Here is a 13,313-nt window from a genome sequence, read left to right on the forward strand (position 1 = left end):
GATGTCCATGTCTCGGCAACGCCATTTTCAGCAACGCTTACGGCAGCGCCGAAGGGGGATTAAAACTGTCCGATGTCGCTTTTTATGCAGCTGCGCAGTCAAAGAGTCGTTTTGTACACAGTTACCCCGATCAACTTTTGTTAATTTTTCTATTGTGTTCAGTGAGATATGCGCTTAATTTGAGTGATAAGGACGCGTGGAATGCGACACTATGTCGTGATCAATACCGACATGATGTCCTCTAATACACTGTTATGAAGTCAAAGGCATCTGATGAACCTAGAGTCTCTTTTCGAAGAATATGTTCAAGCCAAATCGGTGAAAGATAAAAATGCCGGGCATCAGGCAATTCAAAAAGTTTTGGGTAAGATTGTTTGTAATTTTCCGAAGGATAATCCTGAGGCTTTAGCGTGGTTTACAATGGCTTTAACTCATGACCATAAAAAATGGTTTGTCGCAATGCTGCTTGAAAAAGTAAATCCCGTACCTAAAGCACTGTTTGATGATTTGGTTTTTGCATCACTTATTGAGAATGATCCGAGTTTTAATAAATCGTTTATCGCACCATGCGTAAGAACATTTGGTGTCGAAGCAGTTAAATCGAGAATAATGAATTTTTCGGCACATCCTCAAGTAATTGAAAATGATGGTGTAACCAAAGTAATGTACTGGGTTCCGAGGGTAGCTTCATAACCAGTTGCTCAAGTTTACTCCGCCAGCTAAACCTAGCTCCGTGGGACCGGTGCGTGGCACCAGCCCCTTAGCAAAGCGTTATGGCTAAACAAGTATGAAGTTTCTTACTTTGATTTTAAGCATTTTAGTTTCTAGTGCCGCCTATGCTGGAAGCGCTTCTGATTGGCTCAAGGCGAATAATCCCAGAGGCTACTTTCCGCAAGAAGGGGAATATAGGAGCTTTCCAAACATATGTAACGAAAACACATGTTTCAATTTGGTTGCCGTCTCATATGTGACTGAAACTAATAAAGGCATGAGGCGGCTGGCTGTTTTTTCGGAGTCTGGGGAGTATCTTGGTGTTTATTCAGGCTTTCAAGAAATGCCGGTAAAAGTCGTTGGCTCATCTCTGTTATTTCCGGCGTCCGAATATGGTTACTTTATTAATTTTAGTGGTGGTGAGCCACCTGCAACGGCTTATTTAGATGGTGAAAACTTTGAGTTTGAGTCAAAGCCATAACAAGGTGGTGTTGTCGCCTGCGGCAGGGATCTCCGTTTCGCTGGCGCTACACTCCGGCCCCAAACCACGGCGTTATGTGGCAGAACTATTCTAAACCGCCTAATTAAATTTCATAAATAGGTCTCATGAAAAATCCAATGAAAGTTCACTACCTTGAAATAGTAACCCCTGACGTCCAAAAAATTTGCGTATCCTACACGCAAGCTTTAGGAGTGTCTTTTAGTGGACCCATTACTGAACTAGGCGGGGCTTGCATGGCTACCCTTGGCGATGGTTTAACGCTGGGGATTCGAGCACCTATGCACACAGCAGAAGAACCTACAATTCGGCCTTATTACCTTGTTTCTGATATTGAAAAAGCAGTGAAAGATGCGGAGGAATCTGGCGCCGAAGTTGCTGTTTCTCCAATGGAAATACCTGGTCGAGGCAAATGCGCAATATTATTTTATGGAACTATTCAAAGCGGGTTGTGGCAGGTTTAAATAGATGCCACATAACCAGTTACTCAAGTACTTTCCGCCAACTAGGCTAGCTCCGCGGGAGCGTTATATCTATTTAGCATGAGTAGAAATTTATCTAAATCTGTGGCAATCGGGCTATTCATGGGATTATCGATTGCCATACTAGGGACGATAAACTGTGAATATGAGCTATTTATCGCGGGTTTGATTTGCTTGCTTTCAGGTGTTCTTGCAGCACAAATTGAAGAAAATGCTCGGTTCTATGCGCTATTAAGTGGTTCGGTTAGTCTTCCATTTTTTCTCATAACACACGGCGCTGACGATGGTTTCTTTTATTTTTTAGGTGCCTTTTTTGTGTACGCTATCGTAGGTTTCTCGATAACTCTCGGTATTCAAAACACATTTTATAATGGTAAAGTTTTGTTCAACTACCTGTTTCAAAAGCGATAGTACACATAACAAGCCAATATAAATACGGGACGACTTAAGCTTGACTCAGGTTCGCTTGGCTACAAAAGTTCAGCTCAGCTAAGGTTTGCCCGTTAGTCCATGGTTTGAGTCACTCGAGCCAGTAACCGCTACGCACTCAACTACCGACCCAATGGTCACTTTTATCAACAACAAACGTCCCAATGAATCGCCGCATCCTTCCCCGCCTGTGAGCCTTTTGTTTAATTGACCTAAAGGGCAACCAAGGGTACCAATAACAAAAAATAAGTTTTTACTCACATAAAGGCGGAGCCTTGGTCTTATGGACAGTTTAAAAATCATGATGATTAGTGGTGCATTCTTTTTAGCCGCATGTAACTCCACACCGCAAAGTACAATGACCAACGATGAATCATCGGGCAATCTTCAAACAACAAAATCAGTGAGTTGTGTATCAATTGCAGAGATTAACAACAACTATACGCCGGTTGATATGTTCAATAATCTGCGCCAATGTTTAACTGAACAAAATTATCAAAATGCAGCTGAGCTCTACATCGCCGCCTTGAGCTATGGTTACTTTGATATTGAACGAGTCGCAGATAAAACTGCCCATCAAGCGATCAGTGTACTGCGAATGAATGCCCTCTCCGAACGGCCGCAATCGGTTACCAGCCAATTAAAATCAGCCATCAACGCCATGAGTGGCAATAATCACCTACTGTGCCAAAAGCTCGAACAGTTAGGAGCGCCCGCGTACATGCCCAGCTACATGCTTCAACATGGCGTAGCTGCGTTTACTGGGCAAAGATCAAAAGATGGCTTAGTGGACAGTTTTAGCCCAAGTGCAGTGTGGCAAGATGCATTAGAGAAAGTCGCAAAATGTGACTGATGGGGCGAACGCGGCAACTAAGCAAGCATGACATTCAAGCCGGTGCTTGGTAGCTGTTAAATTTGCGTCAGTTAACTCCCGTTCGTGCAACATTCCCGATAAATCAGTATTGGCGCTAAGGCTATTACTCCGTAAACTAGCAAGTTATTCCCCTCAAACTGTTTACGGCTGGCAGACAACTATGGTGCTTCGCAGATTCTTCATCCTGCTTTTGCTGCTCGCCGTACCGCTATGGCCGAGTGCAGCAGCACCACTTGCCGACTCGCTCATTACCACCATCGAACATCTTGAAGAAGACACCAGTACACCATTGTCATTGCTGCAAGCCCAGCAGCAGTTTGCTCAAGGCAACGCCACCACAGCTGATTACCAGTTCCTCACCTTTGGCATTAAAGAACACGCCACCTGGGTGAAAATAAGCACCCATAATCCCAGCACTCGCGCACTGCGCAAACGCCTTACGGCGGCGCAAACTTGGGTCGAATCCGTGGATGTGTATTTAGTTAAAGAGCAGCAGATCCTCTATCACTGGCATAGCGGCGACGGCCAAATGGCTGACAATCATCTCGTACCAACCCTTGGTTATGTGTTTGATATGGAGCTGCCGTCAGGTGACAGCGACATCTATATTCGGGCAGCCTCGCTCGACCCACTAGTGATGCCAATATCCCTCACCAATGTTTATGAAGCGCGCGCGCTGCAAACGAAAGTTCATGTGTCAATGGGCGTGCTGTATGGCATTTTGATGGCGCTGGTTGGCTTTAATTTGTTGTTGTATGCCACCTTAAAACACTCGGTAGCACTGCATTATTCGCTTTATATCGGCTGTTTTTTGGTGATGAATTTTGGCTACGAAGGCTTCGCTTTTAGCTGGCTATATCCGCATTCGTCGAGTTTTCAAAACTACAGTACCTTATTTTTTATGGTGCTACATGGCGCGAGTGGTTTGCTGTTTGTCTGCAGTTATCTGCAAATTCCACTCAATAAATCGCGCTTTCGCCAGTGGGTCACCAGCTATTCCATACTTGGCTTAATCGCCAGCGCAACAACCGTTGTACTGCAGTTGCATATTCTCACCGCGTGGATTGCCTTTGGTTTCATTTCACTGACCACACTGATCATGATTGTGGTGGCGTTATTAAATGTCGCGAAGTCGGTTGATGCTCGTTATCTGCTGCTGGCGGTAAGTTTTAGTATGTTGGGCTTGCTCGCCAGTTCGCTGTCAGTGCTTGGCGTGATTCCGTACAGCTTTTATGCCTATCACGGCGCCGAGTTCGGCGTGGTATCAGAGGCAATTATTCTGGCGATTGTGGTGGCGTTCCGCTTGCGTAATATCGAGCAAGAGCGTATCTCAGCGCAGTATTTAGCCACACATGATCCGCTCACGCGGCTCAGTAATCGTCGCGCGTTTGAAGCAGCTGCACGGGAGTTTTTGCAACAGCCGGCCAATATCAATAAGCCGGTGAGCTTTATTATGATGGACATTGACCATTTTAAAGCGATTAATGACAGTTACGGGCATCATGTGGGTGACCAAGCGCTGTACCATATCGCGACCTTAATGGGCTATCAGTATCGCAAAGGCGATACTATGGCGCGATGGGGCGGTGAGGAAGTGGCAATCTTGCTGCCGAACACCCAATTAGCCGCGGCAGTGCGTTATGCCGAACAACTTAGATTGTCGGTACAAAATTCGCCATTAATAGCCGAATCGCAGCGGATCCACATTACCGCGAGTTTTGGTGTGTCGTTCTGCGTCAATCACGGTCAGACGGAAATTTTGCATGATCTGTATATTCGAGCGGATAAATGGCTCTACCGCGCGAAAAACAAAGGCCGCAATCGAGTAGAACCGAGCGTCGATGAAGTCAATGCATCGGTGCCGCTCGCCATTCTCTGAACGGGATTTAAGCAGCCGTCCTTTGTCATCGGCCGGCTGCAGCAAACCATCTTCACTCACATCCGCTTGTATCAGGTCGCGTCTTCGGCGCTTATCTGCTCAGCCCTTTCAATCACAATATGGGTTTGATAATAGTACTTGCCAGTCGGTCGCCCATCTCGGGTAAAGTCAATCTGAGTGCGCTTGGCAATTCCCGACACCTTTATGCGTTTATTCAAAAAATAACGTTCAACCGACGGCGAATCGTTGATTCCCAACTGCTTTAACACCGGCACCGACATCACAATGCTGATGCAACGCTGGTCGCGATAATCGGTTTCGGTATTGAGATAGAATCGGTGCGCATCATGGCCAACAGCTTTGACCAAAAAGGTGTAGTTGCCTGCTACCCCAGTGGGAGTGGCAGCAGCGGCGCCGATAACATCAAGCGTATTGGTATAGGTCGGATTCGTAGTGGTGGCAGCGCAGCCACTTAACAGTAAAACTATAGCGAGTAGTGATTTTTTCATTTTTTCTGGGTTTGAATTGATTACATCCTGTCATTCATCAGGCATTTACTGAGCGAACTCAATAACATGCCAAATGATCTCCTGAGCAGGCAATCTAGCCAAGCCATGCCGTCAACACAATGAATTTTCGGTAAATTTACATTTTAGCACGCTTTACTGAGAATAAGTGTTGAGGCACACACGCTGTTAATTAGGGTTAAACATCACTTTTTCATAACATTCATTTCGAATAGCCTGCAAATATTGTGACCCAGTTCAACTCTCTGCTAGGATGAAGCCCTAAAAAATAACAACGACATTACATTTAGTTATGACAATTGAAACTCCTATCGCGGTCACCTTTGTGATCTATTTGTTGGCCATGATGGCCATCGGCTTTTGGGCATATCGCAGCACCGATTCTATCGACGACTATATTTTGGGTGGCCGCCAAATGGGCCCCGCAGTCACAGCTCTGAGTGTGGGTGCATCGGACATGTCAGGCTGGTTGTTATTAGGCTTACCCGGCGCAGTATATTTAGGCGGCTTGGGCGAAGCGTGGATTGGCATTGGCCTGCTTTTAGGTGCGTGGATTAACTGGTTGTTTGTCGCCAAACGGCTGCGGATTTATACCGAACTGGCAGATAACGCGCTGACATTGCCTGATTTTTTTGAAAAACGCTTTAACGACACTAGCGGCATGTTAAAGCTGGTATCGGCACTCACTACCCTGCTGTTTTTCACCTTTTATACCTCATCGGGCATGGTCGGCGGCGCGATTTTGTTTGAGAAAGTCTTTGGTTTGGATTATGAAATTGCCCTCGCAGCAGGCTCCATCATCATTGTGGCCTACACCTTTATCGGTGGCTTTTTTGCGGTCAGTTGGACGGACTTTTTCCAAGGCTGCTTAATGTTGTTGGCGTTGCTGATTGTGCCTGTCAGTATTTTTATTCATCCAGAGAGCCACAAGAGTTTGGATGCGCTCGATCCTGCAGTGCTGTCGCTGTTCAGCGACAACCTCACCCTGATTGGTCTTTGCTCTGCAGTCGCGTGGGGCTTGGGCTATTTTGGTCAACCACATATTCTGACGCGCTTTATGGCGATCCGCTCCGGTGACGATATTAAAATCTCGCGCCGCATCGCCATGAGTTGGATGACATTATCCCTCCTCGGAGCCTTAGCCACAGGCATTGCTGGCATGCTGTATTTTAGCGATACGCCATTAGATAACCCTGAAACTGTGTTTATTCACTTAACGCAAATCGCCTTTAATCCATGGATTGGCGGGATTTTAATTGCGGCAATTCTGTCGGCCATTATGAGCACTATTGATTCGCAACTGTTGGTTTGCTCTAGCGTGGTGACCGAAGATTTTTACCGCCGCTGGTTACGCAAAGACGCGAACGATAAAGAACTGATGTTGGTTGGTCGCATCGCGGTATTGGCCGTAGCGGTCATTGCAGGGGTTATCGCGCTCGATCCGCAAAACAGCGTGCTGGGCTTAGTCAGTTATGCCTGGGCCGGCTTTGGTGCCGCCTTTGGACCTGTGGTATTACTCAGCCTGTTTTGGCAGGGGTACAGCCGTATGGGCGCAATCGCCAGCATCGTGGTTGGGGCGGCAACCGTCGTATTATGGAAATTTGGCGAAGGCGAAATCTTCAAATTGTACGAAATCGTGCCGGGTGTTCTGCTCTCCTGCATTGCTGGAGTGGTGATCAGTAAAATATTTCCTGCTGCAGCTACAACGCAAAAACGGTTCGCGTTGTTTAAAACATTGCTGTAACCCTATTGTTTATGCAGGCGGACAAATGTTCGCCTGCTTCACACTTCTGTGATTCCCCCTATGCGCTATATCTGCTTGCAACTTTAGTCCTATTCCTTTTCTTTAGTTCGACTAACATTATTGAGATCAACATGTTGAGGGGTTCGTTAAGCTGAGCATGCAGATAAGCTGTGATCTGCACCTCAGACTTCTCTCTGAAAGTAGTAGTACTGGTTTACTGGTCGGACTTGCTGAGGGTTTATCCACTCCATAACATGGCGAGCTATTAAAAAATGGGGCTGTTGGTCTTTGCCAACAAGCACTTGCGATAAAGCTAAATCAGAGACTCAATTACATGCATAATTTTAACAAGACTCTTCTTGCACTGGCAGTAACATGTGGCAGCTTTCAAGCCGCTGCGGCGGGCTTCCAGCTAAATAGCCAATCAGCAACGGGTATCGGTCGTGCCTTTGCTGGTGACGCAGTCATTGCAGACAATGCGTCTGTTATGTCGCGTAATCCAAGTGCAATGGCAATGTTTGACTCCAGCGCGCTTTCTGTGGGGATGACCGTTGGCGATATTCAGATCGACGTTAAAGATGTGAACTTTGCCGGCGGCGCTGTTGATTTGGGCGGCATCGACGATGCTGGCAGCGTCAAAGTCATTCCGAACATCTTCTACATTCAACCACTGAACGATAAGTGGGCTGTGGGTGTGGCAGCATTCTCTAACTTCGGTACAGGTACTGAAACCAACTCGCTGGCTGAAGGTGTAGCAGTTGCACCATTCGATCTGATTGGTAAAACCGAAGTGACAACAGTCGATTTCAACGTGAGCTTGTCTTACCGTATCAACAAACAATGGAGCGTGGGCATTGGCTTAGACACCATTTATGGTAAAGGTAAGCTTACCCGTTACGCAGGTGCTACACCACTGCTCGATGTTGACGCTGATGGCGTTGGCTTCGGTGGCATTGTGGGCGTGACCTTTGAAATGGATAACAACAACCGTTTCGCGTTGAGCTATCGCAAGAGCCCAACGGTGACAGTTGAAGGTGATATCTCTGTACTGACCAGCCAAGAAATTACGGGGTTGAGTACTCAGCAAGTGGGCATCGACTTTGAAGAGTTGGATGTCCCGTTAGCGGATATCGCCCAGTTTGCCGGTTTCCACCAGTTAACCCCAAGCTTTGCTGTGCACTACACTGCCCAGTTTACTCGCTGGGGTGCATTTGATCAGATCACCGCTAAAGATGGTACTGCCACCATCGCGACTGGCAGCTTTGCGGGGCTGGAAATCGCCACCGGAGTTGAAACTGCATTGAAAGAGTACCAATGGCAAGACTCATGGTTGGGTAGCATTGGTATGACTTACTCTGTCAGCCCTGATTTGGATCTGCGTGCAGGTTATATGTATGACCGCGGTGTAGTAGACAAACTGAGTTCACTGTCTATTCCTGACTCTAACCGTCACTGGTACACCGTAGGTTTGGGCTATCAATGGAGCAAGAACAGCACCATCGATTTAGGTATCGCCTTGGTAAAAGGTACTGAAGTAGACCTCGTTGAACAGAGTCGTTTAGTCGGTCCTGTAAATGCGACCACTAAATCTTCTGCAACTTACTACTCAGTGCAGTACAGCTATCGCTTCTAATCGCGTTCAGCAGACGAAAAAGCCAGCTTTTTAGCTGGCTTTTTTACATTATTTTCGCGTTGATATCATCTTTCGCCACAATTCAGACCTAACCTTAAAGATAAGGGACAGTGAGGCGTTAGATTAGTCCTCACTTAACTACATAAAATTTTTCTAATAGATGATTGCTTATACCAAATATATCCATTAGAATTTTCTCATAAATGTAGTATTGCGTGGAATTAGTTGATATGCGAACAGTTTTCATTTCTGCCCTCAGCGTTTTTTGGTTGATGGCTGCACTACCAAGCCAAGCCGAACAGGTCTCAACCTACCGTGTAGCCACCACCATTGCCCCCTCTTATCTGGTGTTAGATGGCACTATTGAGGCGGTAAAATCTGCCACAGTATCTGCCCAAACCTCAGGCCGAATTGTTAAACTTAATTTCGATGTAAACGACTTGGTTCCTGCCGGTGCCTCGCTATTGGAAATCACCAGTAAAGAGCAAGGCGCCGAGCTGGCAGCGGCTGAAGCCAGTTATGCCCGAGCCAAAGCGTTAGATGTTGAGGCGCAGCAAACCCTCGAACGCTATCAAGCACTGTTTCCACAAGGTGCAATCTCTAAAGGGGCTATGGATCAAGCCATTGCCAACGCCAAATCATCCCAACAGGCGGCCACAGCTGCTTTGGCGCAAGTGACGAAAGCGCGTGAAAACCTCAAATACACGGTAGTAACCTCACCGTATGCTGGGGTGATGACTGCTCGCCATGTCGAAGAAGGTGAAACCGTCAGCGTGGGTCAACCGCTACTTTCTGGTTATGCCACCAACAAGATGCGCATTGTGATGCAGGTGCCACAGCAATATCGCCAAGCATTAGTGGATGCTGGCACTGTGGATGTCACTCTTGCTGATGGCCGCAAGTTTGCCATTGATAAACCACAGATTTTTGGTTTTACCGACACCCAAAGCCATGCCTACAAGGTGCGCTTACCACTTCCTGAAAACACCCCAGCATTATTGCCTGGCAGTTGGGTCAAAGCCCGTTTTGCCATTAGCCAGCGGCCGCTGGTACAAATTCCCACCAGCGCGTTGTACAGCGTGAACGAGCTGACCGGAGTTTATCTCAAAGTTGATAACAGTTTTGTGCTGCAGCAAGTGCGCATTGGGGAAAACCTCAACGGCCACGTAGAAGTGATTGCCGGATTGCAGGATGGTGATGTGATTGCCAACAACGCCTATCAAGTGTTGATGCAACACTCAGCCAAGTAGGTAGGACATTACGATGACTGCAGAAAATAATCATATGGGGATTTCAGGCAAAATTGCGGCGAAATTCCAAAATAGCGCGATCACACCACTGTTGGCTCTGCTAGGTTTATTACTGGGCTTGTTCGCCATTTTAATTACGCCCAAAGAGGAAGAACCGCAGATTGATGTCACTTTTGCCGACGTCTACATTCCATTCCCGGGCGCAAAACCCTCCGAAGTGGAACAGCTGGTCACTCTGCCCGCTGAAGAAGTGATCTCGCAAATCAAAGGTATCGACACCCTCTATTCGTTTTCACAACCCGATGGTGCCTTGATCATTGTGATCTTCAAAGTGGGGGTACCCCGCAATGAAGCGATTGTAAAACTCTACAACCAGATCTATTCCAATCTAGATCGCTTGCCAAGCGCCGCTGGTATTGGTCAACCCTCCATCAAGCCGATGGGGATTGATGATGTACCGATCGTCAGCCTGACCCTATGGTCAGAAGATCAAACCGTGTCAGCGCAGCAGTTGACCCACGTCGCCAACGGCTTAGAAACTGAACTAAAACGGATTGCCGGTACCCGAGAAGTCACCACAGTTGCGCCGCACGAACTGGTATTAAATGTGCGTATCGACCCACAACGGATGAATCACTACGGCGTCAGTTACGACAAAATCCGTAACGCCTTAAGTGCCAATAACGCGGTGTCAATGCCAGTATCTCTGGTGCAAAATAACCAAGAGATTAAGGTGCAAGCGGGGCAATTTTTGCAATCGATTGATGATGTCAAAAACCTCGTGGTAGCCGTTAACAATGACAGCAATGGTGTACCCGCACCTGTGTATCTGTCTGATATCGCTGATATCAGCTTAAAGGCCGATCTGCCAAGCGCCAGCGCATGGCACTATCAAACCAACAAAGAAACCGCGGGTACGACTGACCACACAGCTGAAGGCATCTTCCCTGCAGTGACCATTTCAATCGGTAAAAAACCGGGCGAAAACGCGGTGGATGTGGCTGATGCGGTACTTGCTAAAGTTGAGCAAGTACGCAACGTGATTATTCCTGAGAAGGTCAATATCAGCGTTTCACGAAACTATGGCGTGACGGCAGCAGACAAGTCTAATACACTGATTTTTAAACTGATTTTTGCTACCACTGCGGTGGTGATTCTGGTATTGCTGACAATGGGGCTGCGCGAAGCCATTGTAGTCGGTGTTGCTATTGGCATTACGCTCGCCATAACCCTGTTCGCCTCTTGGGCTTACGGCTTTACCCTGAACCGCGTCAGCTTGTTCGCGTTGATTTTCTCCATCGGTATTCTGGTGGATGACGCCATTGTGGTGGTGGAGAACATTCACCGGCATATGGCGATGGGCAAGCGCTCCTTTAGCGAACTGATCCCGGTGGCGGTTGATGAAGTGGGTGGTCCAACAATTTTGGCCACCTTTACCGTGATTGCTGCGCTGCTGCCGATGGCGTTTGTCAGCGGCTTGATGGGGCCCTACATGAGCCCTATTCCTATCAATGCCAGTATGGGGATGGTGATTTCGCTGGCAGTGGCCTTTGTGGTCACGCCTTGGCTTAGCCGTAAGCTGCTCAAACATCACAAACCAGCTCAAGATAATGCCGACCACCAAGTTGAGTCCGCCTCGCCTGTCATGCTCAAACTGTTTAATCGCTTGATTAAGCCGTTTCTAGAGAGCCGTAAGGCGCGCATTGGCCTTGCGGGCGGCGTAGCGCTGTTGATCGCCATGGCGGTCGCGCTTCCTGTGGGGCAATTGGTGGTGCTAAAAATGCTGCCATTTGACAACAAATCTGAGTTTCAGGTGATTGTCGATATGCCGGAAGGTACGCCTGTCGAGCAAACCGAGAAAGTGCTCAAGGCGCTTTCAAGCTACCTCGCCACCGTGCCAGAAGTGCGCAACATGCAGCTGTATGCGGGCACGCATGCACCGATTAACTTCAATGGGTTAGTGCGCCACTACTTTATGCGCAGCACCCAAGAAGCGGGCGATATTCAAGTGAACTTAGTGGATAAGCACCACAGAGATCGCGACAGCCACTCCATTTCACTCGCAGTGCGTGGCCCACTGCAACAGATTGCCGCGCAATATCAGGCAAACGTTAAAGTGGTTGAAGTGCCACCCGGCCCACCGGTGTGGTCGCCTATTGTGGCGGAAGTGTATGGCCCTAGTGAATCGATTCGTGAACAAGCCGCAAACGATCTGATGCAGCTGTTCCACAACACTGCCGACGTGGTGGATATCGATATCTACCTACCCGCCGCGCAACAAAAATGGCAGATTAACATCGACCGCAGCAAAGCCAGTTTACTTGGTGTGCCTTATGCCAACATCGTTGATTTGATTGCCACCTCAGTAGGCGGCAATGATGTCAACGTGTTGCATAAACCGATGCAAAAATACCCAGTGCCAATCAGACTCGAACTGGACGAAGCCAATAAGCTCGAATTAACCCAACTGATGACCATGAAGCTCGACAGTCAGTTTGGTGGCACAGTGCCGTTATCTGAGCTGATTAAGGTGCAAAAAGGCAGTATCGATAAACCTATCATCCACAAAAACATGATCCCGATGATTATGGTCGTGGCCGATATGGCTGGACCACTAGATAGCCCGCTGTATGGCATGTTTGAAATGGCGGCCGACATCGATGCCACGGGCGGACTGGGCTTTGAGCAACACTATATTCAGCAACCCGATGGCTTAAATGCCGTCAGCGTTTTGTGGGATGGCGAGTGGAAAATCACTTACGAAACCTTCCGCGATATGGGCATCGCTTACGGTGTCGGCATGATTGCTATCTACCTGTTGGTAGTCGCGCACTTCCGATCTTATCTGGTACCGCTGATCATTATGGCGCCGATCCCACTGACCATTATTGGCGTCATGCCAGGTCATGCACTGCTCGGCGCACAGTTCACTGCGACCTCGATGATTGGGATGATCGCCCTCGCCGGGATTATCGTGCGTAACTCAATACTATTGGTCGACTTTATTAACCAAGAGACCGCGGCCGGATTACCGTTTGAACAAGCGGTGATTCACTCAGGGGCGGTAAGGGCAAAACCGATTATGTTGACTGCTCTAGCGGCGATGATTGGTGCGCTGTTTATTTTGGATGATCCCATCTTTAACGGTCTCGCCATTGCACTCATCTTTGGTATTTTGATTTCGACACTGCTCACCTTAGTGGTGATCCCAGTGCTGTATTACGCCTTCATGCGCAAACGTATGGAAGCCCAACCTGCAACTTTGGCTACAGGAGCCTAACACTA

General features: G+C 47.8%; 11 protein-coding genes. 10 read left to right on the top strand and 1 reads right to left on the bottom strand.

All coding sequences use genetic code 11. The features are described 5' to 3' along the window. Window positions 1-273 precede the first annotated feature (273 nt). The 6 genes from JYB87_RS11120 to JYB87_RS11145 all read left to right on the top strand — a co-directional run bounded on the left by JYB87_RS11120 (window position 274) and on the right by JYB87_RS11145 (window position 4,874). Window positions 274-693, top strand: coding sequence for a hypothetical protein (locus tag JYB87_RS11120; RefSeq protein ID WP_207353569.1), 420 nt, complete (start codon window positions 274-276; stop codon window positions 691-693). A 94-nt stretch (window positions 694-787) separates the two neighbouring features. Further along, window positions 788-1,192, top strand: coding sequence for a hypothetical protein (locus JYB87_RS11125; protein WP_207353570.1), 405 nt, complete (start codon window positions 788-790; stop codon window positions 1,190-1,192). Between the two features lie 125 nt (window positions 1,193-1,317). Next, window positions 1,318-1,674, top strand: a complete 357-nt coding sequence (locus JYB87_RS11130; protein ID WP_228729845.1) for a VOC family protein — start codon at window positions 1,318-1,320, stop codon at window positions 1,672-1,674. A gap of 120 nt (window positions 1,675-1,794) precedes the next feature. Next, window positions 1,795-2,103, top strand: a complete 309-nt coding sequence (locus JYB87_RS11135) for a hypothetical protein (protein ID WP_207353571.1) — start codon at window positions 1,795-1,797, stop codon at window positions 2,101-2,103. A gap of 301 nt (window positions 2,104-2,404) precedes the next feature. Beyond that, entirely contained in the window at window positions 2,405-2,974 is a 570-nt protein-coding gene (locus JYB87_RS11140) for a hypothetical protein (protein WP_207353572.1), read from the top strand. A 181-nt stretch (window positions 2,975-3,155) separates the two neighbouring features. Beyond that, on the top strand, window positions 3,156-4,874 hold the full coding sequence (locus tag JYB87_RS11145; protein WP_207353573.1) for a sensor domain-containing diguanylate cyclase: 1,719 nt from the start codon (window positions 3,156-3,158) through the stop codon (window positions 4,872-4,874). Between the two features lie 71 nt (window positions 4,875-4,945). On the opposite strand, the gene JYB87_RS11150 is transcribed toward JYB87_RS11145, so the two are convergent. After that, the gene (locus JYB87_RS11150) at window positions 4,946-5,383 is read right to left on the bottom strand and encodes a hypothetical protein (protein ID WP_207353574.1); all 438 of its coding nucleotides are present in this window, start codon (window positions 5,381-5,383) and stop codon (window positions 4,946-4,948) included. Window positions 5,384-5,693: 310 nt separating this feature from the next. On the opposite strand from JYB87_RS11150, the gene putP reads away from it, so the two are divergent. The 4 genes from putP to JYB87_RS11170 all read left to right on the top strand — a co-directional run bounded on the left by putP (window position 5,694) and on the right by JYB87_RS11170 (window position 13,308). Further along, window positions 5,694-7,145, top strand: a complete 1,452-nt coding sequence (gene putP, locus JYB87_RS11155) for a sodium/proline symporter PutP (protein WP_207353575.1) — start codon at window positions 5,694-5,696, stop codon at window positions 7,143-7,145. A 334-nt stretch (window positions 7,146-7,479) separates the two neighbouring features. Beyond that, window positions 7,480-8,778 (top strand): OmpP1/FadL family transporter, encoded by a 1,299-nt coding sequence (locus tag JYB87_RS11160; protein ID WP_207353576.1) that lies wholly within the window; start codon window positions 7,480-7,482, stop codon window positions 8,776-8,778. Between the two features lie 230 nt (window positions 8,779-9,008). Continuing rightward, window positions 9,009-10,028 carry an efflux RND transporter periplasmic adaptor subunit gene (locus JYB87_RS11165; protein ID WP_228729846.1) on the top strand — a complete coding sequence of 340 codons (1,020 nt, stop codon included), beginning with the start codon at window positions 9,009-9,011 and terminating at the stop codon, window positions 10,026-10,028. Window positions 10,029-10,041: 13 nt separating this feature from the next. Next, complete coding sequence (locus tag JYB87_RS11170; protein WP_207353577.1) at window positions 10,042-13,308, top strand: efflux RND transporter permease subunit; 3,267 nt, start codon at window positions 10,042-10,044, stop codon at window positions 13,306-13,308. Window positions 13,309-13,313 lie beyond the last annotated feature (5 nt).

The sequence above is a fragment of the Shewanella avicenniae genome, assembly GCF_017354945.1.
In the GTDB taxonomy this organism is placed as follows: domain Bacteria; phylum Pseudomonadota; class Gammaproteobacteria; order Enterobacterales; family Shewanellaceae; genus Shewanella; species Shewanella avicenniae.